A 25,437-nucleotide genomic window follows, 5' to 3' on the forward strand; every position below is an offset into this window, starting at 1 on the left:
TTATGAACAGGCCCTCAATTTAACACTTTACTTACCCGGCAGTTCCTTAATTTGCCAGCCCATGTTACGCTTTCAGCATATCTCATATCTTCTGCTCCTGGCTGCCATCCCGGTGCTTGCTGTGCTGTACTATCTTGTCATCAGCTGGAAGAAAAAAACAATAAAGAGGATCGGCGATGAAAACCTGGTAAAGCAGCTCATAAAGAATCATTCATCCCGACGTTTTGCCATAAAATTTTTACTCATTGTATCCGCTTTTGCGCTGGGAGTTTTTGCGCTGGCCAATCTCCGTAAACCGGGTGGGGTAGAAAAAGTGAACCGCAGCGGCATCGATATCATGATCGCCCTGGATGTGAGCAAGAGCATGCTGGCCGAAGACATCAAACCAAACAGGCTGGAACGGGCGAAGCAATCCCTTACCCGGCTGGTCGACAGACTGAGCAACGACCGTATCGGCATCGTGCTGTTTGCAGGCAGGGCATACCTGCAAATGCCGTTGACCGGCGATCATGGCGCTGCAAAAATGTATCTTTCTTCCGCCAGTACCGATGTGGTACCCACACAGGGAACTGTAATTGCCGATGCGCTGAAGATGTGCTACGCTTCATTCAACCCAAAAGAAAAAAAATACAAGGCCGTTGTTTTGATCAGTGATGGGGAAGACCATGACGAAGGGGCAGTAGAAACCGCGGGGCAAATGGCGGAGAACGGGATCATCATCAACACCGTGGGGATTGGCTCACCGATGGGGGCCACCTTTACCGATGAACTGACAAACCAGCCCAAGAAGGATAATAGCGGGAACATAGTGATCAGCAAACTGAATGAAGAAGAATTGAAAAAGATCGCCGCAGAAGGCAAAGGCACCTACCAGTTATTTACCAGCACCGATGATCTGGTAAGCAGGCTGGAAGCACAACTGGAGAACATGGACCAGCGAACGATCACCGAAGATTCCCAGGTGAATTACATGAACTACTTTCCTTATTTTCTTGCAGCGGCATTCATCTTATTGATCCTTGAATTCTTTGTTTCTGAAACAAGAGGTCAACGCCGGCAGAGATCAACGCCGGCAGAAAGAACTGCGGTACCCGCTTTTCTGTTCTTCCTCTCCTGTTCCTTATTCTCATCCGTTTCCTTCGCTCAGAATAATGAAAAGACCCTGATCAAAAAAGGGAATGAGGCCTATGAGAAAAAGGATTATGCGAATGCAGTTACCAACTACCGGCAGGCAGCAGAAAAAGGCCCGGGCAATCCCGTAGCCAGTTATAATTTAGGGAATGCCCTGTATAAGACTGACAAGCCCGATGAGGCCATCGGGGCGTATGAAAATGCACTTGGCAAGGCCGGATCAAAGGCAGACAGGGCAAAGGCATTTTATAATAAGGGGGTAGTGCTTCAGAACAGCAAAAAAATACCTGAATGCATTGAAGCCTATAAAAATGCATTGAAACTGGACCCGGCAGATGAAGATGCCCGTCAAAACCTTCAAAAAGCATTGCAGCAGCAAAAGCAGGAGGAACAGAAAAAAGATAATAAAGAAAACAAAGAAAAAAAGAAGCCGAAAGAAGACCAGAAAAAGAAGGAGCAGGAAAAGCAAAAGCAGCAGGAGCAGAATGAACTACCCAAACCACAGCCATCCAAACTAACCAAGCAGGATGCGGAAGAAAAATTAAAAGCCCTGCTGCAACAGGAAAAAAACCTGCAGGATAAATTAAGGCGGGTAAATACAGGCACGGTTGCCAAACCGGAGAAGGACTGGTAAAGAAGATCCCCATCAACGCTGGTCCATAAACAATCCCGTCATTTTATTGTTACTTTTGCATTATGCAGTTTTATTGTGAATCCCTTACATCATACAGGCGCCTCAAAACAAGAGAGGTTAAGGTTGGTAACCTGTTATTGGGCAACGGGCACCCTATCCGGGTGCAAACCATGACCACCACCGACAGCATGGATACCATGGCCACGGTGGAACAATCCATCCGCTGCATTGAGGCAGGTGCAGAACTAATCCGTATCACAGCCCCCTCCAAAAAAGAGGCAGAGAACTTGCAGAACATCAAGGATGAATTGCGCAGGCGGGGATACGATACACCCCTGGTGGCAGATATACATTTTACTCCCAATGCGGCAGAGATCGCTGCACGGATCGTAGAGAAAGTGCGGGTGAACCCCGGCAATTATGTTGATAAGAAGAAATTTGAGCAGATAGAATATACGGATGCGGAATATGCAGAAGAGATCGAACGCATACGGGAACGATTTACACCGTTGGTAAGGATCTGCAGGGAACACGGTACTGCCATGCGCATCGGTACCAATCACGGCAGCTTAAGCGACCGGATCATGAGCCGCTATGGCGATACGGCCATTGGTATGGTGGAAAGTGCCATGGAATTCTTACGCATTGCCCGTTCTGAGGATTACCACAATATCATATTGAGCATGAAGAGCAGCAACCCGCTGGTGATGGTACAGGCTTACCGGCTTCTTATTAAGCACATGCTGGATGAATTCGGAGAATGTTATCCATTGCATCTTGGCGTTACCGAAGCAGGGGATGGGGAAGACGGAAGAATAAAATCAGCGATCGGCATCGGTACGTTGCTGGAAGACGGTATCGGGGATACGGTCCGGGTTTCACTTACCGAAGACTCGGAGTTTGAAATTCCTGTCTGCAAAGACCTGGTGAAGCGTTATCCGGCCAATGATCAACGGTCAACGGCCGGCGGCAAAATGCCTTCCATCGGAAAACTTCCTTATTCTCCGTTTGAATACAGGCGCAGGGAAACATTCGAAGTGGGTAATATCGGGGCCAGGCATGTGCCTGTTGTAATTGCCGACCTGGGCAAGATCGAAAACATTGCACATGAGCATCTGCAAAGCATTGGATACAGCTATGATGAAGTCACCGACAAGTGGAACATCAGCGACAGCGCCGCTGATTATGTATTCACCGGACACCAACTGCTCCCCTTTGAGCTGCCGGGCACTTTAAAAGTGATCGTTTACCCGGCAACATGGGAAGGAGCAACGGATAAACAAAAATACCTGCCTATCTTTTCAGACAAAGGATATATTGAAGCAGGGTCCAAAAGCGACCTGCTGAATTTTGTGATGATCGATTGTTTCAACGATGATACAGCGATCAATGATTTCACTTTCCTGGATGAACTTGCGAATGACAAAAAAGCGGTGCTTTGTTTAAGCAGTACCAACCAAAATGCCCTGCAAAGTGTTCGCCGCATGTTCATGGAGCTGCAAACGCGGAATATTAAAAACCCGGTGGTGCTGATCACAGACAGCGGTGGACAGACACCCGATGAACACCTGATCCATTTTGCCACAGAAACCGGTGGACTTTTCCTGGACGGATTTGGCGATGGTATTTGCCTTGGATACAGCAACAAGGCACAGATGGGAACTGTAAAGGCCAGTGGCCGTACTTATCTGGAAGTGAAAGATATTTACCAGTTCACCAACAATACGGCATTCTCCATCCTGCAGGCAGCACGTACAAGGATCTCCAAAACAGAATACATCAGCTGCCCAAGTTGCGGCAGAACATTGTTTGACCTGCAGGAAACCACGGCGAAGATCCGTGCTGTTACCAATCACCTGAAAGGGGTGAAGATCGCCATTATGGGCTGTATCGTAAACGGCCCCGGCGAAATGGCCGATGCAGACTTTGGTTATGTGGGTAGCGGGCCAGGAAAGATCACGTTGTACCGTGGAAAGGAAGTGGTAAAAAGAAATGTGAGCAGTGAAGTAGCGGTTGATGAACTGATAAACCTGATAAAGGAGAACGGGGCATGGGTGGAACCTCAGTAAGTAAAAATTAAAAAGTTAAAAGTCAAAATTACTGTATGATCTTTTTACTGCTGACTTTTTGATTTTCGCCTTTTAACTTTTGATTTAAGAACTATGCAAACAGATTTTCTCGTAATTGGCAGCGGCATTGCAGGGCTGACCTATGCATTAAAAGTGGCGGAAGCGTGCCCGGACAAATCTGTTACCATCCTTACCAAAACGCAAAGTGACGAAACCAATACCAAATATGCACAGGGAGGTATTGCCGGTGTCATGGATTTTGATCATGACAGTTTTGAAAAGCATATCGAAGACACGCTGATCGCCGGCGACGGGCTTTGTAATAAGGAGGTTGTTGAAATTGTTGTAAAAGAAGGCGTACAACGTATTGAGGAGATCATTCACTGGGGCGCACGGTTCGATAAAGAAAGCGGGGGCGATTATAAACTAGGAAAGGAAGGGGGCCATAGTGAATACCGGATCCTGCATCATAAGGATGTGACCGGTAAGGAAATGGAACGGGCTTTGCTTGCCGCGATCGCAAAACAAAAGAACATCCATCTCATCAGCCATTGTTTTGTACTGGATATCATTACACAACACCACCTCGGCTACCTTGTTACAAAAGCAACCCCCGATATTGAATGTTATGGCGTGTATGTTTTAAATCTTGCCAGCAATAAGATCGAAAAGATACTTTCCGGAATAACCATGCTGGCTACTGGTGGCAACGGGCAGGTTTACCGTTCTACTACAAATCCTGCCATTGCAACAGGGGATGGGGTGGCCATGGTTTACCGGGCCAAAGGAAGGATCGAGAATATGGAGTTCATCCAGTTTCACCCCACCTCCCTGTATGAGCCCGGTATCCGGGGACAGAATTTTCTGATCACCGAGGCTGTGCGGGGAGACGGTGGCATACTGCGTAATCATGCCGGCGAAGCCTTTATGGAACGATACGACAGCCGGAAAGACCTGGCGCCCAGGGATATTGTAGCCAGGGCGATAGATAATGAGATGAAGGTGGCGGGTACGGAAAATGTTTTTTTAGACTGCAGGCATTTCAGCAGGGAAAAGTTCATTGAACACTTTCCCAATATTTATGAAAAATGTTTGGGTATAGGAATTGACATAACAAAAAACATGATACCCGTTGCCCCCGCAGCCCATTACAGTTGCGGTGGAATTAAAACAGATGAGCACGGACAGACATCCATCAACAACCTGTATGCCGCGGGAGAATGCGCCTGCACGGGCCTTCATGGCGCCAACCGGCTGGCCAGCAACAGCCTGCTGGAGGCAATGGTATTTGCACACCGTGCATATAAAGATTCAATTACAAAAATTGATCTTCCCATAGTTCTCCCGCCAGTTGGCGGGGGCGGAGGGGGCAGTATCCCCGACTGGAAGGCCGATGGTACCAATATGCCAAAGGAAATGATCCTGATAACCCAAAGTGTAAAGGAACTGAAATTACTGATGAGTGATTATGTAGGGATCGTTCGCAACAATGAAAGGTTGAGCAGGGCCATGAAAAGGCTTGATCTCCTGTATGAAGAAACGGAATCCCTTTATCAAAAGACAATTGTATCCCCGCCGCTTTGTGAACTGCGGAATATGATAACCGTGGCTTACCTGATCGTGAAGTGTGCCGGGTTCAGGCAGGAGAGCAGGGGCCTTCACTTCAATACCGACTATCCCGGCAGATCAGAACGGGTGCAAAACATCGTTTTGTAATAAGGAATGCCGGTATTTTTCTTCCCGTTTGTGAGTTTAGTCAGGCTGGTACCCGCTTTAAGAACGTACCTTTCATATTCAGGATGTAATCAATCTTCCTTAAACCCAGTATCATGTATTATCTCATTTATGGATTTCTTTTCCTTCTTTCCTTATTGCCATTTGCAGTTATCTACCTGATCAGTGACGGGATCTTTTTTTTCCTGTATCATGTTTTTGGTTACAGAAAGAAGATAGTGATGGGTAACCTTAAAATAGCATTTCCTGAAAAACCGGATACTGAACTTAAAAAAATAGCCAGGCGCACTTACCGTAATCTTACCGACACGTTTGTGGAAATAATAAAACTGATCTCCATGAGTGACCGGACATTTGAAAAAAGATGCCAGGGCGATTTTACGGTCATCAGCGAACTGGTGAAAAAAGGGAAGAATATACAGCTTCATGCCGGTCACCAGTTTAACTGGGAGTATGGCAGTTTGTTCATGTCAAAGGTAATCCATACCATTCCGTCCTTTGCGATCTATATGCCGATAAAAAATAAGGCAATGGAAAAACTGTTCCTTAAAATAAGGGAACGTTACGGTACTAAATTTATTAAGGCCACCGAATTCAGGGAGAAAAGAGAAGAGATATTCAGTAAAAGATTTGTGTTCTTCCTGGCGGCTGATCAGAATCCGGGGAATCCGGGTTCTGCCTATTGGCAGAATTATTTTAGTAAACCGGCCCCGTTTATAACCGGCCCCGAAGTGGGTGGCATTAAAAATGATGCGGCCATCGTTTTTGTGCGCAGCAGGATAATCAGCAGGGGCCACTACGTTCTGGAATGCATGTGTTATACAGAAAATGCTGCATCCACCGGTGTGGGTGAAATAACCGGGGCCTTTCGGGATTATTTAGAAAAAATAATAAGGGAGGAACCACATAATTATCTATGGACACACCGCCGCTGGAAATGGGATTATAAAGAGGAATATAAAGAACACTGGATCAACAAGGTAGCAAGGGTATAAGTAAATATACAGACAGTGATCCTGTTGTGCCGGTGATCGTTCCTCCTGACCCGGTTTTCTATATTTCTCTTCCTTTGTATCTTTGAACCTGAATAATTCTTATAAGCAGGCACATGTACTATCTTATTTACGGGTTCCTTTTTCTCCTTTCTTTACTTCCGTTGAAGATTCTCTATTTACTAAGTGATCTGATCAGTTACTTTCTTTTCCGGGTCTTTGGCTACCGCAGGAAGATAATAGAGGGAAATCTTGCTATCGCATTTCCTGAAAAAACGATCACGGAAAGAAAGAAGATAGCCAGGAAATTTCACCGGAATTTCACCGATTCATTCATGGAGACCATTAAGTGCCTTTCTGTTTCAAGATCTTTCTATGATAAACATTGTAAAACAGACTTTTCAATATTCGATGGGTTGGCAGCAGAGAATATCAGCTGCCAGATGCATGCATGTCACCAGTTCAACTGGGAGTGGATCAGTCTTCACTGGTCCATTCATATCAGGCAACCATTGGCAGTAGTGTATATGCCCATAAGCAGTAAACCGCTTGACAGATTATTTTATAAACTCCGGACAAGATACGGAGCTGTATTCCTGCCGGCAACAGACATCAAAAGAGCGTTCATTGCCTGGGCCAAAAAAACGCATTGCCTGGCGCTGGTAGCAGATCAGAAACCGGGAGGCCCGGGATCAAGTTACTGGTTGAATTTTTTTAATAAGCCCACTCCCTTTGTTACCGGTCCTGAAAAGAATGCCATACTCAAAAAATGCCCGGTGGTTTTTGGAAGGGCATTTAAGACCGGCAGGGGTAAATATGAAACCAGCCTTACACTTGTCTGCAAAGACGCATCTTTGTTAAAACCCGGTGAACTTACCTTGATGTACCGCGACTATATTGAAGATGCCATCCGGCAACAACCTGAAATGTACCTATGGAGCCACAAACGTTTTAAATTTGAATGGAACGAGGAATACAGGCCCCTGTGGATAGATACAAAACCGATCTGACTGTTATTGTTTTAGTAGTTGAATTACTTTATTTATTTGACCGGCACTCCATTCTACTGAAAGATTATATGCTCCTGCCGGCAAGTGTCCTGTGTGAACAGTGAGCTGGGTGTTGCCAGCCAGGACCGTTGCATCCTGTTTCTTTACAAGTGCCCCCTTACTGTCAAATATTTTTATAACAGCACCGGATGGCCTGTCTGCAGTTACCGAAATAAATATCCTGTTGGCAAAGGGGTTGGGCCAAACGCTAAAGTCATTCCCGGGAATGCAGGATGACCGGAGGATGTTTGTACGGGCAACCCGGCCGTCAATATCAAACTGGGCAATACGGTAATAGCTGTTTTGTGCCGGGTTGTTATCGGTAAACAGGTAACTTCTTTCTGTGTTGCTGTTGCCGGCAGCAGGTACTGTACCCATTGCTTTCCAGCTAACACCATCCGTACTTTTTTCAATAGTGTAATGGCTGCTGTTTTGTTCCTGTGCTGTTTTCCAGGTTAACAGGATCCTTTTTTCATCACACTTCAGGTTGAACAGAATAAATATTACCGGTAACCCATTATTGTTGCTGGATAAGGTCCATCGTCCAAAGGAGCTTATGCCGGTTTTTTCCATGTAATTGAGGTTCGTGTTTCCCAAAGTAAAATGCTCGTTGGTCCAGTGAAGGTTATCTGAACTGTTCCAGAAAACCAATCCGTTTTCAGTCAACCCATTGAGTTCTCCATCAAAATAGTTGATGCGCAATGTGGCAGAGAATGGAACCGTATTCACAGGCACTATATCATAATACCGTAGGATGGAATTCCCGTTCCCATAATTGTTTACCTGTGATCTGTGTCCCCGTCTTATCAGCACGGTGCCCAGGTTTTGCCCGGATGTGATAACAGCGCCGAGGTTTGCCGGGTTTGCACCGGAGGGATTGTTAAGCACTGTGCTGAAAAGCACCTGTCCGCCATTGCTGCCGGTGATGCGGCTGTTCTCATTTTCGCCAAGCAATATTCCCGTTATACCCAGGTCTAAGATATTTCCGTTCAGGTCAAGATTGCCGGAAGTGAAACGGGCATTGCGTACAATATCGATCAGTTGCTGCAGCATCACTACACTGCCATTTGTTTTATTTATCTCAAAATCATTAAATACCGTTGTTTGTGTACCACTGATCGTTGAGTTATTGTTGCCGGTGAATAAAACAGAACCCAGACCGGGAAAAAAATTTCCGTGGTTGATGATGTCGGTATTATGAAGGGTAAGTTGTACATTTCCCCACTGGCGAAAGGTTTCACCGGTGCCTATGTATAACTGGGCCGTTACGGTTTTAAAAAACAGCATAAGGCCGATGGAAAGAGAAACTGGTTTAACGGTTTTATATAATTGCATAAATATTTTTTTAAAAGTTATTGCACAAGCGTTAGGGGATCAGGAATCCTTTCTTCGTGCAGTTGCCTTCCGGTCTGCGAAACAACAGCGGCCAGCACTTCAATATCTTCCTGGGTCGTACGGAAGTTTACGATACAGGCCCTTAAACAATATTTGTTTTCAATAACCGCATTCGAAACAAACACTTCACCACCTGCCTGTAACCGGTTAAGAATGGCTTCATTTAATTTATTCAGGTAAGCATCGGCTCCGGGCCGGTCTTTCAATCCGGCCGGTACATACCGGAAACTTACAATGCTCAGGTGATGGGCAACAGCCTCCAGTTCATCTTCTTCCTTTGCCAGGTCATAAAGTTTTTTTGCCAGGTTCATGTCATCAGCGATTATCTGTACATACCCGTTTTTGCCAACCTGCTGCAGCTGAACCCAGACCTTTAATGCCCGGAAACCCCTGGTATTCTGAAACCCGTATTCAAGGAAATTTGTAGGAGGGTCATCATGGGCCCCGTTAAAATTATAATAGGGCGGTAGGAAGCTGAATGCATCCTGCAGGTGACGGGCATTCCGCACAAGGATACAACCGGCTTCAATGGGACAATACAGCCACTTATGCGGGTCCAGGGCAATGGAATCAGCCTTTTCCATTCCTTTAAATAATTGGGACGTTGCCGGCACTGCAGCTGCCGGTGCACCATAGGCACCGTCTACATGAAACCACAGGTCATATCGCCTGCATATTTCGGCGATCTTATCAAGCGGATCAACTACCCCGTTACCTACCGCACCGGCAGTGCCGATGACTATAAAGGGAAAATACCCTTGCTGCCGGTCCATCAGGATCTGTTTTTCCAGGCTATGTACATTCATTTGTTGCTCCCCGGTCAATTCTATCCACCGGATATTGCTTAACCCAAAACCAAAAAGGTCTGCTGCTTTTTGAACCCAGGTATGAGTGGCTTTTGAGCAATAAATGATCATCTGCTTGTCGTTAAACCCGTTTTGACGTATGTCCTAGCCTGCCTTGGCTTTTCGGGCAGCAAGCAAACCCGTGAAATTTGCCATGTTGCCCCCGCTGACAAATAGCCCGCCGCAATTGCTGGCATAGCCAATGAACGTGGCAAGCCATTGGATGGTTTGCTTTTCAATTTCAGTTGCCACCGGGGAAAGAATATTGGCCCCTACATTGGCATTAACCGATGCAGCCAGCAGGTCGGCCAGTATGCCCCCCGGGGCTGCCGGGGAAGTGATGTATCCCCAAAACCGGGGCGATCCGTTATGCAGGGAATATTCAAAAAGTAATTCTTTCGCCGTGTACAAAATGTTTTCGAGGGGAGTTCCCTCCAGGGGCAAGGGGCTTTTACCAAGCCGCTTTCTTATCTCCATGGGTTGTTCCCCTTTGGTTACCCGGCTTTCCGGAAGTAGTTCCAGGAAAGCGGCGATCTCATCAATAAGCATGTGCCCGTTCTCACGAAATGAATCAGCATCAATATGAAGCGGGGCTACCCGGCGTTTTTTTTCATGTACCATTACAGCATTGGTCATATATAAGTTCAATTTTTGATTTCCTGTTTATTCTGTTTATGTACCGGTACCCATTCAGTTTTTTTACTTTTCTTCATGGCAAATCTTCAGAAAATACTTATGGATTCTTTTTAGAGAACCGGTAAATGGCTGTATATTTCACTTCGGCGGTTTCATGGATACCCTGCGGTAAAACGGCCGGGGCTTTCCCTCCAACGGTTGCTATGCGCTGTATATAGGAAACACCGGCAAATAACCCGGTAGGGGTCTTCCCGGTTTTGGGCATCAGCAGCAACCAGTCAATACAATTGCCATCAGGACTTGTTGCTGTTTTTGCCGGAACAAAGTGCTGGGCGAAAATGGAATCATTGGGAGATAATTGCCAGAAAGGGCCTGCACCATGTGTCCCGGCTTTTTTATTCGTTGCATCATACAGGTCTGCCTGTGGCGCCACAAATACCCACTCATAAGTGACGGGATTGCTTCCCGTTTTCACCTGGGCCTTATATTTCTGAACACCTTCCGCAAAATAAGTTGCTACCCGGGTATTGCCATTGGGAAGGTTGGCCGGCAGATCGACCACTGCAGGAATAAGCAGTCCCTCACTCTGGTTGATCTGGTATGCGGGGGAAGTGGTATCCGGCTCTGTGTCTTTTTTGCAGCTGATGAATGCCACAATGAATAAAGATGCCGTTAATATGGATTTCCGGTAAAATTTCATTTGTTTGTACATGTTATTATTGATTTATGATTAGATTATTTTTCTCCGTAGATCACCAAAGAACTCCCCCCGATCCACACCTTTTGTTCGGGGTATTTCTGACCTACCACCCGGAATACTTCCGTTCTTATTTTTTCCCGTAATGCTTCATCCGCGTTGCTGAGTGCTGCTGAAACAGGGGCAGCCAGTTCCGTCATTACATCCCAGTAAACATCTGTGGTGCGGCAATTCAGCGTTCCATTCACTTCTGTTACAGAGATATTTTTCAGACCGGCCTGTTTAAAAATGCCGGCCAGCAATCCTTCTTCGGCACAGCGGAACATACCCGGTGCTCCTGGTGGGGGAGCCGGCAGGGGTATATTCTTATTGATGGCACCCAGGATGGCGGTGACCCAGAAATTCTTTTCAGCGATATTCCAGACCGAAGTGGAGATCCTTCCGCCGGGTTTCAGCACCCGTGCCATTTCTTTGGCAGCCAACAGCATGTCGGGGAAGAACATAAAGCCAAAACGGCAACTGATGGCATCAAATGTGTTATCGGCAAAAGGCATTTCAGTAACATCACACACCAGCGGTTCGATATTTTTAATGCCACGACTGGCTGCATTTTCTTTTGTTATCTGAACCATGTCTTCGGAGAGGTCTGTTATCACCACTTTTCCGTTGTTTAAAAGAGAGGCTATTGTAAGGCCCGGTTCGCCGGTCCCGCACGCCACATCCAGTATCGTATCATCGCTTTCCGGGTTGATCTGCCGGATGATCTCGTCCCCCATGGGGCGTAGGAAATCCATAAAAAGGTCGTCCCATTTTTTCCAGCCGGGAGAGAATTTATTCCAGGATAACCGCTGTTGGTCCCGGATCTGTTCCAGTAATTGTTCCATAATGTATCTTGTTCTGATTAAAGGGATTTGGTTGCGTTATTTGCAGGCCATGCGATTCATAATATCATTTCATCCAAACATCAATCTGCATCTGCGGCCGGTGAAACAATGCTTGTTTTCTTTTGCGAATAATTTATGTATTCCATATCAATTCCTTCGGCCGGGGTTATCTTTAATGTTCCTGCAAAGTTTACCGAAACGGAAGCATTGCCGCCCAGCAGGATCTCAAGGTCTTTGGTTCTGACCATTCCTTCCGAAAGCACTTTGGTATCGCCATTTATCACGATTGATCTTATATCCCCGACCCCTAAATACACGGTAAGCCTGGAGAAACGATGATACCTGCCTGCATCAATGATCAGTTTCCCATCCCTGCATATTGTTTTTACACAAGCTGTATTTTTATTTTTTCCATCCAGTACCAGGTTGTTGGCCGGGGTATTTGTCAGTATTAACTTTATGTCTCCATACACTTCCACTTCCCGGAAATTTTCAGGTATGTTTATTTGCCTGCGCTCATATTGGCGGGAGGCCTTTTCCTGTGAATGGGCCGTCATTGAGATCAATAAGACCGATAACGGGAATAAGACGTTTGCGAATACTTTTTTGTATATCATCCGGTATTGCTTTTTGCTTTTCGTTTTCATTTTTTATAAGTAATGGTTATTAAATTGGTTCCTGGCTGGCGTGAGCCGTTATTTATTGCTGGTACTTTTGATGATATCATTCAGTATTGTTTTGATTTCTGCGATCTCTTTCTGCTGGGACAGAATAACCTGTTGCTGCTCCTGAACGGCTTTCACCAGCGGCACAACAAACTCTGCATAGCGGAGGCCGTAAAGATCAGAGGAGTTCTTTGGTTTATCCACTCCGCTGAAGTCATAACCTGTTTCTTTAGCGGCCTGTTCCACTTCCTGGGCCACAAAACCTGACTGGATCATTCTTTCCTTTTCTGCCAGCCCCTTCTGCATATCACTATTCCATGACGGCCCATTCTGTTCATCCAGTTTTTTACTGAGGGCTGCTGCGTCCAGCAAATACGTGACAGGCCGTAGCTTCAGGATGAATCCGAGTCCCTTCACATTTTCCTGTATATTCTTTTTGAAACGACCATCACTGATATTGGTCCAGTTGACAAATCCACCGATCGATACCGTAGAGCTGTTACCAATTCTTGCCTGGTTGCTTGCTGTAGCACGTGCTGAACTGCCAAGGGCAATACTGTTAAAAGTCCCATCCGCATCCGCCCTGGTATCACTTCCGATCATGGTATTATTCCAACCGAGGTTGGCAACTGCTCCGGCAGCATATCCCATGGCCACATTGTAGGATGCCGAAGTGGTATGCCGGAGTGCAGCATTACCTATTCCTACATTATTCCAGCCTGCTGTATTAAACCCAAGTGCATTGATCCCAACGGCAGTATTTTCCTCTCCGGTTGTATTGGAGTATAATGTTCCTGAACCTAGTGCAGAATTGTTTTCCCCGGTAGTATTGTTTTTGAGCGACTCATTCCCTATTGCTGTATTATTAGTTGCAAACGAAGTGGTGTAAAGTAAAGCATCATACCCAACGGCTGTATTTCTCCAGCCAGTCGTATTGGAATACAAAGCATGAACACCATAAGCCGTATTCTGCCCTCCGGTTGTATTGTTTCGCATGGCATCTACACCAAATGCCGAGTTAGAATGGCCGGTTGTATTATTAAGCAAGGCAAACGCACCTACAGCGGTATTGGCATCTGCAGTAGTATTCTGGTAAAGTGCACCGTGACCTATTCCGGTATTATATGAACCGGTGCTGTTGTATTCCAATGCTTCACCCAATGCCGAGTTGGCCGTTCCAAGTGTATTGGTACGCAGTGCATGCCAGCCCATACCTGTATTATAAGTACCGGTTGTGTTGGAAAACAGTGCGTCCACGCCGGTGGCGGTATTAAAATTGCCTGCTGTGTTGTTGTAAAGAGAATTAAATCCCAGTGCGGTATTGGAATTTCCGGTGGTATTGGATAAGCCGCTGTTAACACCTGCAAACGTATTGGACGTTCCTTTTACCGACAGCACAGCATTGCCGCCAATGCGGTAAAGCGAATCGGTATTGATACTGCCGCCCGATACATCCAGCTTAAAGGCGGGAACGGTTGTGCCAATGCCTATATGCTGCGAAAACAGTACGGAGGCCGAAAAAATACCTGTTGCGAAAAGAATAATTTTTTTTCATTTTTTTACGATTAGGGTACAAACCTAATATCCGGTGCAACCATTCCGGGTTGCCTTTTTCCAAACGGCCATCTTTTTTTCCCTTTCGGATGGCCCATAAAAAATATTTTTTGATGCCCGGTTCTTTCCAATTGCGGTATCAGGTATTTTAAAGGAGGCATTGGCTTTCCCATCGGCGGCAGACCCATGCCGGGGCCTTATGTAGGGGTGATTTTGCAGAGTAAGTTGTTAACTTTAACCAGTGAAATAACAGCTTTGCCAATGATGCGCCTCTCTGTTTATCTTATTGCTTTTTTTTTGATTTCGGGTAACCCGTTGGCAGCACAGTATTTTGCCGAAAATAAATTTACGAACTACACAACTGCTGACGGCCTTTCCGATAACACCATAACCGGTATTGCGCAGGACGGGGCCGGTTATATCTGGCTGCCTACCGCATCCGGGTTGAACCGCTACGATGGTACACGTTTTGTGCAGTATCATAGTACCGGCGACAGCCTTTCACCGGCTTCAGAAGAATTTTTCGGGTTAAAATGGCTCGATAAGGAACGGCTGGCATTCTATACCGCGGGGATACATATCATCAATACAAGGACTGGCCATACCAATAACCTCTTCATACCATATCCCGACAGAAAGTACCAGTCTAAATTCAATTTGCTCCCTGAAATGCTTGGTGACGAACAGGGAAATATATTCATTCTTAACCGCTCGGGATTTTACCATTTTGATAAACAGCAAAAACTGGCATACCGGTTCGATTACTATACAGCCGACCAGGTTCCTTTGGCTTATTTTGCATTCGGAAGGGAATTGGTGGAACTGGATGACCAGCATTTGCTTATAACTGCTATTGACGGACTTTATATTTATGCCAGGCGGGAAAAAAAATTGACGAAGTTAAAGGCAGGAGATTATCCCCTGCTGGATGGATTTTTAGACTATCCCACCACATTTTACCGCTTCTTTCAGGCGAAACGGGGAAGCATGGTAGTCACAAAAATGAACAGTGACAGCATTTTCCATATTAACATCCCCGGCAATAGGAAGACCATTTCAAAGGTGCCATTCGTTTTTACCAAGGATGAGGTTCATTGGCGTTCCCGGCTGGCTGCAGCAAATGATAGTGTCTTCTATATTACGGGGCATATTTCGGGTTTTTATAAAATGCAGCTGAATCAGCAAACAGGGGCGATCAGGATATTTCCCGAAAAATATTTTAAAACATCGCTTTGCTATGGCTTGCTTACAGACCGCGATAATAATTTATGGGTGGCCACCAATAAGGGCCTGTTTAAGCAGGATGATATCCGTTCAAAAGTGCAGGTTGCTCATTTGCCCGAAGGGCTTGAAAGCTCATTTCCAAACATACGTATAAGTGCAATATATGCCAGTGAACAAAAAGTATATGCCGGCAACAACTCCAAGGCAGGACTGCTGGTATTTGATAAAAGAACATTTCAGTTTGAAGAACAGGTACTCTTTAAAAATTATGAAAGGTCACACGGGGTTAACAGTGTTTTCAGGATATCCTCCGTCAGTCCGTCTGTATTGTTTTTAGGGACGAACGGGGCTCTGTTTCTCTACCATGAAAAGAACGGAACGCTGACAGCGTTGAAACCGGAGGGATGGAGTGATGGAGATTGGGTAAATGATCTGTACAGGGACAGCCAGAATAATCTATGGATAAGTTCCATAAACCTGTACCAGTATGATCTCCTGAAACAAAAATTTACCCTGGTCCCGCAGACCAAGCCCATCCCGGCAATACCGGTGGCTATCCGGGAAGATAATGCCGGGAATATCTGGGTGGCAGGACATGGCATAACCCGGTATAACATCTCACAGAACAGGTTTGATCTTAAGATCGATTCCTTTCCATTCATAAAAATGCCCGACAGGCAGGTCACGGCAATGGAGATTGATAAGGGGAATACCATATGGTTTGGTAGTGCCAACAACGGCCTGGTCAGCTATAATATTGAAAAAAAATCTTTCCGGCATTTTACCCGCAGCAATGGATTGCCGGATGACAATATTGGCTCCATGCTGATCATCGGCAATAAACTATGGATGTCCTGTTATTCCGGTCTGGCCAGTATGGATCTTGAAACATTACAGATAAAAAGTTTTGGAAAGGAGGAAGGGTTCCCGGATATGCCGGTCATGAAGGGCTCCAACCTGTTTTACGACAGTACAGAGCGGCAATTGTATGTTGGTTTTTTCAATGCAGCCGTGCGCTTTGATCCTTCCGGAATATTGATGCCCGGAAAGCAACCCGCTGTATTCATAGAAAACCTGAAGATCGGCGGAAACAAGAATGTTTTTCTTCCGGGTGATAAGATCACAACTTCCTGGAAGCAGAATGATCTGATGATCACCATCGGCAGCATCAATTTCACCGATGGCCGCAACCAGCATTATGCTTACCGGGTTGTGAAGAACAGCGATTCACCATGGCAGTTATTGGGAAGCCAGCAATCATTCAGCATTTCCAATCTTTCTCCGGGCATTCACCGCATACAGGTGAAGATATTTTCTGTTCATAACCGCTGGCATGAACAGGTAAATGAGATCACCGTGGAAGTATTCCCTCCGTACTGGCAGAAAGCCTGGTTCAGGGCATTGGCCCTGTTACTGGCCATGAAATTTGTATTCCTGGTCATACAGTGGAGAACACAGCTGGCCCGGAAAAAGGAAATGCAAAAAACCCAAATGGAAAAACTGAAGGCAGAGGATTATAAAAACCGGTATGAACTGGAACAGATCACGCACTATTTTTCTTCCTCGCTCGCTGGTAAAAAAACGGCGGAGGAAGTGCTTTGGGATGTGGCAGGTAACCTCATCGGCCAGATGAACTATGAAGATTGCATGATCTACCTGTGGAATGAGGACAAAACAAAAATGGTGCAGAAAGCAGCGTATGGGCCAAAGGGCGATCCGGAAATCATTTCCTCACAGTTGTTTGATGTGATTCCCGGGCAGGGTGTGGTAGGGCATGTGATGCAAACCTTGCAGCCCGTGCTGATACAGGATACAAGAGAAGACGGTCGTTACCGGGTGGATGAAGCCTTCCGGTTAAGCGAGGTCTGTGTTCCGGTCATTCATAATGGTGAATTGCTTGGTATCATTGATTCCGAACATCACAAAGCGGGTTATTTCACGGAACGGGATATCAAGGTACTTACCACGATTGCCACATTGATCGGCAATAAACTGAAACAGCTGGAATCCGAACAGATACTGGAAGTAAAACAGCGGGAACTGGCAAACATCAATGCACAGCTGGCAGAGGCAAAATTATCTGCTTTGCAGGCCCAGATGAATCCTCATTTTATTTTCAATGCGCTCAACAGCATTAAGCGTATGATCCTCGATGGTGATAATGAAAAGGCATCCCGTTACCTGAGCAGGTTTGCGCTGATGATCCGGATGACGTTGAACCATTCCAAGGAAGCTTTTGTAACACTGGCTGAAAATATTGAATACTTAAAGGCTTACCTCGGCATGGAGCAGCTGCGGTTCGACGGTTCATTCAACTGGACCATTTCAGTTGCTGCAGATATTGATCCGGAAGAAACGGGTATTCCATCCCTCATGATCCAGCCCTTGGTGGAAAATGCCATATGGCATGGACTCCTGCAATCGGAGAACGATAAGAAACTCGCTGTTTCATTTACACGCAGTGAAAACAAGATCACCTGTATCATTGAGGATAACGGGATTGGTATCCGGCAGTCGCAACGGATCAAAGAACAGAACAAAGGCAATCACCGTTCCGTGGGGCTCGACAACCTGCGTAACCGGATAAAGATCCTGAATGAGAAATACAAAGTGGCATGCAGACTTGTTATTACCGACCTGGGTGACGTACCCGGCAATGAACAGGGTACACGGGCCACACTTGAATTTGAAATCAGTAACGGGTAAATACTTTTTTATGAAAGCAATTTTGGTTGATGATGAACAGGATGGTATAAAAGCCATGCAAAAAATGCTGGAACGGCATTGTCCGGAAGTAAATATCATTGCATCCTGTACCAACGCTGTGCAGGCAAGGCAGCAAATAGAAATGCTCAAACCGGATGTTGTTTTCCTGGATATACAAATGCCGGGTAAAAGCGGCATTGAAATGGTTGCTGAGTTGCAGGAGAAATTCTTTGAGATCATTTTTGTAACAGCCCACAATGAGTACATGCTGCAGGCTTTGCAATACAGCGCAGCAGATTACCTGCTGAAACCCGTGGATGAAGACCGATTGATCGAAGCAGTGCACCGGGTTGAAAAACGATTACAGGAAGGGAATAAGGCTGAACTGACAGAGACCTTATTGTACAATATCAGCAAAGCAGGGCAGCCTTCCGAAATGCGGTTATGTCTTCCAACGATAAAGGGTTTCATCATCCTGAAACTGGACGAAGTACTTTATTGTGAAGCAGAAAGAAGTTATACCGTTTTTCACCTGGAGGATAAAAAGACAGTTACCGTTTCAAAACCGTTGCTTGAATATGAGAACATACTCGGGGATACCAGTTTTTTCCGAATTCATAAATCATTTCTCATTAACCTGCGGCATATTAAGGAGTACCAGCGGGGAGAAGGGGGCACGGTAATCATGAGCAATAATGCTGAAATTGAAGTAAGCAGGCGGAAGAAAGAACAGTTCCTGCTGAAGGTAAAAGAGATATACAAATACTGACCGGATCAAATTTAAAACCAGCCGGACCGGTCACCTGAACAGACCCCCCGCCGGGGGCCGGCAAGGGAATTCACGGGTTAGTTTTTGCAGGGGCAGGAATGATCAGTTAAGTACACTGGTTTCTTTCTCTGTTTTAATATTTTCCTGTTCCCTGATCTTTCCCCATCCACCCAATACGTTTCGCAGGTTGTGTACGCCTTCACGTTTTAACAGTGAAGAGGCAATCACGCTTCTGTAACCATCTGTACAGTGCACATATAGGTTTTGAGTATCCTCAAAATGCGCCAGGTTCACCACATCATTCATTTCATTTAAGGGCAGGTTCCGGGCATTTTTGATGTGCTCATCCGCAAATTCAGTTTCCCTTCTTACGTCCACCACCAGCAGGTTGGGATCGTGGGGTATGTCCATGGCCAGTTCATCGGCTTCCACATCAATGATCATGTCAACCGTCTCTCCTGCGGCCTGCCATGCTTCAAATCCGCCTTCAAGGCAGCCCTGCATTTTATCAAAACCAACCCTTGACAGGCGCACAACAGATTCTTCTTCTTTTCCCGGTTCAGCAACCAGTATCATTGGCTTATCAAAAGACAACAGGCTTCCGGCCCATTCTGCAAAGCGGCCTTCCAGCCCGATGAAAATACTGCCGGGTACAAATCCTTTTGTAAATACAGCTGCATTTCTTGTATCCAGGATGAGTACATTTTCGTTCATGAGTTTTTTGAAATCCGTTATTGAAAGAGCCGTCAATCCTTTTTGTTTTACAGCATCCAGGCTTTCGTATCCCTGCATATTTATCCGGGCATTGATGGCAAAGTATTTTGGCGCAATGCCCAGCCCTTTTGTAACAGCAGCAATAAAATCTTCTTTTGACTGCGGCTGCAGGGCATAATTTGTTTTCTTTTGTTCGCCGATGGTACTGAAGGTTTCCGGGCCCATATTTTTTCCGCAACTGCTGCCGGCCCCATGTGCAGGGTAAACCAATACATTGTCTGCCAGCGGAAGAATCTTATTCTGAATGGTATCGTACATGATGCCCGCCAGTTCCGTACTGCTCATGTTTCCGCTGCTCAGGTCAGGGCGGCCAACATCTCCCACAAACAAGGTGTCGCCGGTAAAGATCGCATGGGGTATATCCTGCTCATCCCGCAGCAAATAACAACTGCTTTCCAGCGTATGCCCGGGAGTGTGCAGTACCTGGATACTTAGTTTACCGAGTTTAAAGATCTCGTTTTCTTTGCTGTTGTAAACCTCATAATTGGTCTTTGCACCGGGCCCGTAAATGATGGGCGCACCTGTTTTTTTACCCAGGTCTATATGGCCGCTTACAAAGTCTGCATGAAAATGTGTTTCAAAAATATATTTTATGCCGGCGTTCCTTTCTTTGGCCAGCCCGATGTATTCATCCGTATCACGTAACGGATCTATGATGGCTGCTTCGCCTTCGCTTTCTATGTAGTAAGCGGCCTCACTGAGGCAACCCGTATACAGTTGTTTTATGAACATGACAGTAGTTTTAAAAATCTGGCCCGTAAAGGTAAAATAAAAAAAGCGGATGTTTTTAACACCCGCTTTGAATTAAACTTTTCAAAGAATTTTAGCCAACCAGGTTTTTTACAAACTGGCTGATCTCATCTATACGCTTGTAGTTGACCATGTAGAAGATGAATTTTCCGTCACGTTCCGTTGTAACGATACCTGCTTTACGCAGAATGGCCAGGTGCTGGGATGCAACGGATTGCTCCAGCCGCAGGCGAACGTAAATTTCCGTAACAGTGATCTTTTTTTCCTCTTCGATCAATTTAAGTAGTTGCTGGCGAAGCTTGTGGTTTAAGGCACGTAACACCAATGCTGCTTTTTTCAGCGCATGATAATCTACATTAATGGAAGAATTTGTTGATGCGTCGGCAGGAGCGGTCGTAGTCTCCTGCTCATTTGATTGAGACGAAACCATCATAAGATTTAAATTTTAAATATGCTTGAACAATGTTGAACGCACAAATATACTAATAATTGTTTATGCAACTAGTATATTAACATGAAATATATCATGTTTTTGCAGGATGGCCCTGCTATTTACTGCTAAGTGTTTGAAATTCTTTCAGATAGAACGGCTCGCTATAAGCCAGGTCTGTAAATTGTTTTTTTAAAAAGAACAGATCGGAGAGCCTGCTCATGCCTTCTGGCATAATCAAGACCTTCTGGAAAAATGCATTCGGATGGTTACAAACGGATTCCCACTTGGCAGAACCGCTTCCAAAGAACAGGATCTTATTGACAGATAATTCCTTTTCAAATGACATTTCATTCAGTATAAGTGGCCGGGGGCTGAGGTATGGATCCAGGTCTTTATCATAGATCGCCGTAAACACTTCCATTCTTCTTGCATCGATCATGGGGCAAAAAAGAATCGGCTCATCGCCAGGTCTGTGAACAAGGGTTGCAGAAGCGGTTAAAACCTCAAGGGTATTTAAAGCGATCAGTGGTTTTTTTAAAGCATAGCATAAACCCTTGGCGCTTGCCATTCCCACCCGCAGCCCGGTGTATGAACCCGGGCCTGCAGTAACTGCTACAGCATCAATAGTGCTTAGTTTAATTCCCGTGATCTTTTGAAGCTCCAAAATGGCAGACTGTAAAAAAGAAGCATGGTCTTTTTGAGATTCATTTAAAAGATACTGCAGTACACAGCCGTCTTCCGCAAAACTGGTATGCGCCTGTTCAGTGGATGTATCAATATTCAGGATGAGGCTCATCTATTTTTTAGTTGCTTCTTTTATCAGCAGGTCAGCGGGTTGGTATCGTTTATCTGCCAGGTATAATTTTTCAAGTAAGGCTAAAATATTTCCTTTGCCGATGGAAGCAGCCCACTCAAATGGTCCATGCGGATAATTGGTGCCAAGTTTCATGGCGGTGTCGATCTCCTCTCTTGTGCTTACTTCATCTGAAACGGCCAGGTATGCCTCATTCACGATCATGGCAATGATCCTTGCCGAGATGAATCCGGGCTCATCCGCTACAACATGTAAACGTATATTCAGGGTTTCAAAAACAGCTTTTATGTGCCCGTCAACTTTACCGGAAATTTCCCAGGCAGGCCTTTGTAAAAAACCAGGCCAGCCATTTATCCGTAAAACATTTTCCGGGGCATTGGATTCGCCCAGTGTTTCAACAACCGAATTGACGATGACGGGTTTTCCCGGTATGCTGTGACCGGCCGGGAGACGGTTGCCTGTTAAATTAAAAAAAGCATCCGCAGATGGATGGTTAACGAATTCACTGCTGTCATTTACCCGCCGCCACTCAACCTGGGGTCTTGTCCGAACCAACTCTTCCCATTGTCCATCCGGGGCAGCAACAACGATTTGCATGATATTTTTTTACAAAAATAGGTGGTTGAGAAAAGATATATTTGCAATTCTGAAAATAAACCTGAATATGAAAAAAATAATCAATACCCCCGATGCACCTGCTCCCATTGGCCCCTATAACCAGGCTGTTCAAACAGGCGATATGCTGTTCATCTCCGGGCAAATTGCATTGATACCGGGAACCGGCGAAATGGCAAATGCCGATATATCGGCAGAAACACAGCAGGTGATGAAGAACCTTCAGGCCATTCTTACTGCTGCCGGCATGCATTTTGGGAATGTGGTTAAAACAACCATTTTTCTGAGTGATATGGGTTTGTTTGCTTCAGTAAATGAGATTTACGGCAGCTATTTTGAATCAGACTTTCCGGCAAGGGAAACGGTTGCCGTAAAAGGCTTACCCAAAAATGTGAATGTAGAAATCAGTATGATCGCCTCCCAATGAGTACGGAAAAAATAATAATCATCACAGCAAGGGTTCACCAGTCTCTTATTGATACTTTCCAGCAGAAGGGCTATACCGTTCTTTATCTCCCGCTTATCCGTTATGATGAATTGCTGCAAATGGCCCCGCAGGCAGAGGGCCTGATTGTAACAACAAGGATCGGTATTGACAGGAAGATACTGGATGCAGCAATCCGTCTTAAATGGATCGGGCGAACGGGCAGCGGGATGGAATTGATCGATGTAGCCTATGCCGAAAGCAAGGGGATCCGCTGCATAAGCAGCCCGGAGGGGAACCGGAATGCAGTGGCTGAACATGCATTGGGCATGTTGCTGAGCCTGCTGCACCGGATATGCAGCAGCTACGGGGAGATCAAACAGGGTAAATGGATCCGGGATGAGAACAGGGGCACCGAGTTAACCGGTAAAACAGTAGGAATAATCGGGTATGGTAATACCGGAAGTTCTTTTGCTGCACTCCTGTCCTCTTTTAATGTAACGGTGCTGGCATACGATAAATACAAATTTGATTTCGGGACCGGCTATATAAAGGAAGCCAATATGGAACAGATCTGCCGTTATGCGGATGTGATCAGTTTTCACCTTCCGCTGACGGATGAAACAACGTACATGGCCGATGAAGGTTTTTTCAATGCCCTGCAGCAAAAACCATATATCCTTAATACGTCCAGGGGACATGTTATAAAAACCCCTGCTTTGATCGGAGCACTTCGCCGATCGGATATTGCCGGTGCTGCATTGGATGTGCTGGAAAATGAGAAACTGGATACACTTAGTTCCCAACAGCAGGAGGAGATGAATTTCCTTACCAGTCAGCCCAATGTACTGCTTACGCCGCATATTGCCGGTTATTCAGCAGAGGCTTTCTATAAGATGGGCCAGGTTCTTATAGAAAAGCTTGGAATATAAAAATTTTACTACTTTTGTAATACACGTGCAACGCCTTAGTATACCTGGGGCGTTGTATTTTTTTTGTTTATCTAAATTGAATGTTATGAGTGGCACCAATTATGTAACGGCAGAAACGTTTGAAAGGTTAAAAACAGAACTGCAGCATTTGAAAGCGGTTGACAGGCCTGCTGCCAGCCATGCCATAGCGGAGGCCAGGGAAAAGGGTGATCTGAAAGAGAACGCGGAATACGATGCGGCCAAAGAAGCACAGGGAATGCTGGAAGCTAAAATCAAGCACCTGGAAGGCGTTATTGCCAATGCCCGGATACTGGATGAAAAAAATATTGATACCAGCAAGGTTTCCATACTCACCAACGTAACCCTCACCAACCTTAATACAAAAAAGAAGGTCACGTATAAGATCGTATCCGAAAATGAGGCCGATCTTAAACAGGGAAAAATATCTGTGACATCTCCTATCGGAAAGGCCCTGCTTGGAAAAGTGGTGGGGGAGACCGTAGATGTGCAGGTGCCAGCCGGCGTCCTTAAATTCCAGGTAGAGCGCATTGACCTGTGATTTTTAAAATACTTTTTCAGCCCATCTGCTAACCGGCCGATGGGTTTTTTTGTGCCGTATCTTTATCAAAACATTTTTTATGACTGTTTTTTCAAAGATCATTGCCGGGCAGATACCTTCTTTCAAAATCGCCGAAAGTGAAAAGTTCATTGCTTTCCTGGACATTGAGCCACTGGTTACAGGCCATGTGCTGGTGGTACCTAAAACAGAAGTAGATAAAATATTTGATGTGCCGGATGATTACCTGGCCGAGATGCTGGTTTTTGCAAAACCTGTTGCGCATGCCATTGAAAAGGCTTTTCATTGCAGGCGTTGCGGCATCAGTGTCATCGGGCTGGAAGTGCCGCATGCACACATGCACCTGGTGCCCATCAATTCATCGAACGACCTGAATTTTACAAGGCCTAAACTTACCTGTTCAGCAGATGATCTGAAAGCGGCGCAGGAGAAGATACTGGCTGTGCTTTAACTTACCGTAAGCCGGAACCCGACACCGTGTATCGTTTCCAGTACGATACGGGGGTCGGCCTTAAAATGTTTACGAAGCTTTGTAATGAACACATCCATGCTCCTGCCTAAGAAATAATCGTCCTTTCCCCACACATTCAGTAAAACTTCTTCCCGTTTTAAGACCTTGTTCTCATGCCGGGCAAAAAAACGGAGCAGGTCCGATTCTTTCTGCGTGAGGGTGAGCACATCCGTTGGGGTATAGATCTTCAGTTCATTAAAAACAAATTTCAGGTTGCCGAGCTGGTATATCTCCACGGTATCGGCCTGCAGCTTTTTGGTACGGCGTAAAAAAACCTCCATCCGCATAATGAGTTCTTCAATGCTGAATGGCTTTGTTATGTAATCATCGGCGCCGGATTGAAAACCTTTCAGTTTATCTTCCTGCAGGCTTTTGGCCGTTAAGAAAATGATGGGGATCACATCGCTTTGCTGCCGGATCTTCTTTGCCAGCGAAAAACCATCCCGTACCGGCATGTTGATATCCAGCAGGCAGATGTCGAACTCCTTTTTCTGAAACTGCTGCCAGGCTGCTTCCCCATCCGGGCAATGCGTTACCTCAAAACCGATGTCCTGGAGAGAATCCTTTATCACAAATCCCAGTGAAAGGTCATCTTCGGCCAATAATACTTTAGCTTTTGCCAT

Annotated in this window: 21 protein-coding genes and 1 pseudogene; 11 read left to right on the top strand and 11 right to left on the bottom strand. The window is 45.6% G+C overall.

What is annotated here, in order from left to right:
• Window positions 1–61: 61 nt before the first annotated feature.
• The 5 genes from IPJ02_11340 (at window position 62) to IPJ02_11360 (ending at window position 7,570) form a co-directional block, all read left to right on the top strand.
• Window positions 62–1,765, top strand: a complete 1,704-nt coding sequence (locus IPJ02_11340) for a VWA domain-containing protein (protein ID MBK7376127.1) — start codon at window positions 62–64, stop codon at window positions 1,763–1,765.
• 62 nt (window positions 1,766–1,827) lie between these two features.
• Window positions 1,828–3,834 (top strand): (E)-4-hydroxy-3-methylbut-2-enyl-diphosphate synthase, encoded by a 2,007-nt coding sequence (gene ispG, locus IPJ02_11345; protein MBK7376128.1) that lies wholly within the window; start codon window positions 1,828–1,830, stop codon window positions 3,832–3,834.
• Window positions 3,835–3,927: 93 nt separating this feature from the next.
• Entirely contained in the window at window positions 3,928–5,550 is a 1,623-nt protein-coding gene (gene nadB / locus IPJ02_11350) for an L-aspartate oxidase (protein ID MBK7376129.1), read from the top strand.
• 113 nt (window positions 5,551–5,663) lie between these two features.
• The gene (locus tag IPJ02_11355; GenBank protein ID MBK7376130.1) at window positions 5,664–6,563 is read left to right on the top strand and encodes a lysophospholipid acyltransferase family protein; all 900 of its coding nucleotides are present in this window, start codon (window positions 5,664–5,666) and stop codon (window positions 6,561–6,563) included.
• A gap of 113 nt (window positions 6,564–6,676) precedes the next feature.
• Window positions 6,677–7,570, top strand: coding sequence for a lysophospholipid acyltransferase family protein (locus IPJ02_11360; GenBank protein ID MBK7376131.1), 894 nt, complete (start codon window positions 6,677–6,679; stop codon window positions 7,568–7,570).
• 3 nt (window positions 7,571–7,573) lie between these two features.
• Here the strand turns inward: IPJ02_11360 and IPJ02_11365 are convergent, their stop codons facing one another.
• From IPJ02_11365 to IPJ02_11390, 6 genes and pseudogenes are all read right to left on the bottom strand, one after another.
• On the bottom strand, window positions 7,574–8,944 hold the full coding sequence (locus IPJ02_11365; protein ID MBK7376132.1) for a T9SS type A sorting domain-containing protein: 1,371 nt from the start codon (window positions 8,942–8,944) through the stop codon (window positions 7,574–7,576).
• Between the two features lie 17 nt (window positions 8,945–8,961).
• A pseudogene (locus IPJ02_11370) lies at window positions 8,962–10,470 on the bottom strand (aspartate aminotransferase family protein).
• A gap of 112 nt (window positions 10,471–10,582) precedes the next feature.
• Window positions 10,583–11,197, bottom strand: a complete 615-nt coding sequence (locus IPJ02_11375) for a DUF3455 domain-containing protein (protein ID MBK7376133.1) — start codon at window positions 11,195–11,197, stop codon at window positions 10,583–10,585.
• Between the two features lie 23 nt (window positions 11,198–11,220).
• Complete coding sequence (locus tag IPJ02_11380) at window positions 11,221–12,066, bottom strand: methyltransferase domain-containing protein (GenBank protein MBK7376134.1); 846 nt, start codon at window positions 12,064–12,066, stop codon at window positions 11,221–11,223.
• Between the two features lie 80 nt (window positions 12,067–12,146).
• Window positions 12,147–12,713, bottom strand: coding sequence for a DUF2807 domain-containing protein (locus tag IPJ02_11385; GenBank protein ID MBK7376135.1), 567 nt, complete (start codon window positions 12,711–12,713; stop codon window positions 12,147–12,149).
• 48 nt (window positions 12,714–12,761) lie between these two features.
• A complete protein-coding gene (locus IPJ02_11390; GenBank protein ID MBK7376136.1) occupies window positions 12,762–14,129 on the bottom strand; it encodes a tail fiber domain-containing protein in 1,368 nt (455 codons plus the stop codon).
• Window positions 14,130–14,546: 417 nt separating this feature from the next.
• On the opposite strand from IPJ02_11390, the gene IPJ02_11395 reads away from it, so the two are divergent.
• Together IPJ02_11395 and IPJ02_11400 are read left to right on the top strand one after the other, a co-directional pair.
• Entirely contained in the window at window positions 14,547–18,215 is a 3,669-nt protein-coding gene (locus IPJ02_11395) for a histidine kinase (GenBank protein ID MBK7376137.1), read from the top strand.
• 10 nt (window positions 18,216–18,225) lie between these two features.
• Window positions 18,226–18,984, top strand: coding sequence for a response regulator transcription factor (locus IPJ02_11400; protein ID MBK7376138.1), 759 nt, complete (start codon window positions 18,226–18,228; stop codon window positions 18,982–18,984).
• A 102-nt stretch (window positions 18,985–19,086) separates the two neighbouring features.
• On the opposite strand, the gene IPJ02_11405 is transcribed toward IPJ02_11400, so the two are convergent.
• The 4 genes from IPJ02_11405 to IPJ02_11420 all read right to left on the bottom strand — a co-directional run bounded on the left by IPJ02_11405 (window position 19,087) and on the right by IPJ02_11420 (window position 22,352).
• On the bottom strand, window positions 19,087–20,490 hold the full coding sequence (locus IPJ02_11405) for an MBL fold metallo-hydrolase (GenBank protein MBK7376139.1): 1,404 nt from the start codon (window positions 20,488–20,490) through the stop codon (window positions 19,087–19,089).
• 91 nt (window positions 20,491–20,581) lie between these two features.
• Window positions 20,582–20,938 carry a helix-turn-helix transcriptional regulator gene (locus tag IPJ02_11410; GenBank protein ID MBK7376140.1) on the bottom strand — a complete coding sequence of 119 codons (357 nt, stop codon included), beginning with the start codon at window positions 20,936–20,938 and terminating at the stop codon, window positions 20,582–20,584.
• A gap of 118 nt (window positions 20,939–21,056) precedes the next feature.
• Window positions 21,057–21,737 carry a tRNA (adenosine(37)-N6)-threonylcarbamoyltransferase complex dimerization subunit type 1 TsaB gene (gene tsaB, locus IPJ02_11415; protein ID MBK7376141.1) on the bottom strand — a complete coding sequence of 227 codons (681 nt, stop codon included), beginning with the start codon at window positions 21,735–21,737 and terminating at the stop codon, window positions 21,057–21,059.
• Window positions 21,738–22,352: a hypothetical protein gene (locus tag IPJ02_11420; GenBank protein ID MBK7376142.1), complete on the bottom strand. Its 615-nt coding sequence runs from the start codon at window positions 22,350–22,352 to the stop codon at window positions 21,738–21,740.
• A 67-nt stretch (window positions 22,353–22,419) separates the two neighbouring features.
• Between IPJ02_11420 and IPJ02_11425 the strand changes: the two genes are divergently transcribed.
• The 4 genes from IPJ02_11425 (at window position 22,420) to IPJ02_11440 (ending at window position 24,754) form a co-directional block, all read left to right on the top strand.
• A complete protein-coding gene (locus IPJ02_11425) occupies window positions 22,420–22,797 on the top strand; it encodes a RidA family protein (GenBank protein ID MBK7376143.1) in 378 nt (125 codons plus the stop codon).
• A complete protein-coding gene (locus IPJ02_11430; GenBank protein MBK7376144.1) occupies window positions 22,794–23,726 on the top strand; it encodes a hydroxyacid dehydrogenase in 933 nt (310 codons plus the stop codon). Before IPJ02_11425 ends, IPJ02_11430 begins: the two co-directional genes overlap by 4 nt.
• A gap of 85 nt (window positions 23,727–23,811) precedes the next feature.
• On the top strand, window positions 23,812–24,285 hold the full coding sequence (gene greA, locus IPJ02_11435) for a transcription elongation factor GreA (GenBank protein ID MBK7376145.1): 474 nt from the start codon (window positions 23,812–23,814) through the stop codon (window positions 24,283–24,285).
• A gap of 79 nt (window positions 24,286–24,364) precedes the next feature.
• Complete coding sequence (locus IPJ02_11440) at window positions 24,365–24,754, top strand: HIT family protein (protein ID MBK7376146.1); 390 nt, start codon at window positions 24,365–24,367, stop codon at window positions 24,752–24,754.
• Here the strand turns inward: IPJ02_11440 and IPJ02_11445 are convergent.
• Window positions 24,751–25,437, bottom strand: coding sequence for a response regulator transcription factor (locus tag IPJ02_11445; protein MBK7376147.1), 687 nt, complete (start codon window positions 25,435–25,437; stop codon window positions 24,751–24,753). The two genes, IPJ02_11440 and IPJ02_11445, sit on opposite strands and share 4 nt — an antisense overlap.

The sequence above is a fragment of the Chitinophagaceae bacterium genome, assembly GCA_016710165.1.
GTDB lineage: Bacteria > Bacteroidota > Bacteroidia > Chitinophagales > Chitinophagaceae > Ferruginibacter.

What these genes read in the sequence shown, in the direction of transcription:
- IPJ02_11340 (MBK7376127.1), top strand. Translation starts at nt 62, where the DNA reads ATGTTACGCTTTCAGCATATCTCATATCTTCTGCTCCTGGCTGCCATC.
- ispG (MBK7376128.1), top strand. Translation starts at nt 1,828, where the DNA reads ATGCAGTTTTATTGTGAATCCCTTACATCATACAGGCGCCTCAAAACA.
- nadB (MBK7376129.1), top strand. Translation starts at nt 3,928, where the DNA reads ATGCAAACAGATTTTCTCGTAATTGGCAGCGGCATTGCAGGGCTGACC.
- IPJ02_11355 (MBK7376130.1), top strand. Translation starts at nt 5,664, where the DNA reads ATGTATTATCTCATTTATGGATTTCTTTTCCTTCTTTCCTTATTGCCA.
- IPJ02_11360 (MBK7376131.1), top strand. Translation starts at nt 6,677, where the DNA reads ATGTACTATCTTATTTACGGGTTCCTTTTTCTCCTTTCTTTACTTCCG.
- IPJ02_11365 (MBK7376132.1), bottom strand. Translation starts at nt 8,944, where the DNA reads ATGCAATTATATAAAACCGTTAAACCAGTTTCTCTTTCCATCGGCCTT.
- IPJ02_11375 (MBK7376133.1), bottom strand. Translation starts at nt 11,197, where the DNA reads ATGTACAAACAAATGAAATTTTACCGGAAATCCATATTAACGGCATCT.
- IPJ02_11380 (MBK7376134.1), bottom strand. Translation starts at nt 12,066, where the DNA reads ATGGAACAATTACTGGAACAGATCCGGGACCAACAGCGGTTATCCTGG.
- IPJ02_11385 (MBK7376135.1), bottom strand. Translation starts at nt 12,713, where the DNA reads ATGAAAACGAAAAGCAAAAAGCAATACCGGATGATATACAAAAAAGTA.
- IPJ02_11395 (MBK7376137.1), top strand. Translation starts at nt 14,547, where the DNA reads ATGATGCGCCTCTCTGTTTATCTTATTGCTTTTTTTTTGATTTCGGGT.
- IPJ02_11400 (MBK7376138.1), top strand. Translation starts at nt 18,226, where the DNA reads ATGAAAGCAATTTTGGTTGATGATGAACAGGATGGTATAAAAGCCATG.
- IPJ02_11405 (MBK7376139.1), bottom strand. Translation starts at nt 20,490, where the DNA reads ATGTTCATAAAACAACTGTATACGGGTTGCCTCAGTGAGGCCGCTTAC.
- IPJ02_11410 (MBK7376140.1), bottom strand. Translation starts at nt 20,938, where the DNA reads ATGGTTTCGTCTCAATCAAATGAGCAGGAGACTACGACCGCTCCTGCC.
- tsaB (MBK7376141.1), bottom strand. Translation starts at nt 21,737, where the DNA reads ATGAGCCTCATCCTGAATATTGATACATCCACTGAACAGGCGCATACC.
- IPJ02_11420 (MBK7376142.1), bottom strand. Translation starts at nt 22,352, where the DNA reads ATGCAAATCGTTGTTGCTGCCCCGGATGGACAATGGGAAGAGTTGGTT.
- IPJ02_11425 (MBK7376143.1), top strand. Translation starts at nt 22,420, where the DNA reads ATGAAAAAAATAATCAATACCCCCGATGCACCTGCTCCCATTGGCCCC.
- IPJ02_11430 (MBK7376144.1), top strand. Translation starts at nt 22,794, where the DNA reads ATGAGTACGGAAAAAATAATAATCATCACAGCAAGGGTTCACCAGTCT.
- greA (MBK7376145.1), top strand. Translation starts at nt 23,812, where the DNA reads ATGAGTGGCACCAATTATGTAACGGCAGAAACGTTTGAAAGGTTAAAA.
- IPJ02_11440 (MBK7376146.1), top strand. Translation starts at nt 24,365, where the DNA reads ATGACTGTTTTTTCAAAGATCATTGCCGGGCAGATACCTTCTTTCAAA.
- IPJ02_11445 (MBK7376147.1), bottom strand. Translation starts at nt 25,437, where the DNA reads ATGGCAAAAGCTAAAGTATTATTGGCCGAAGATGACCTTTCACTGGGA.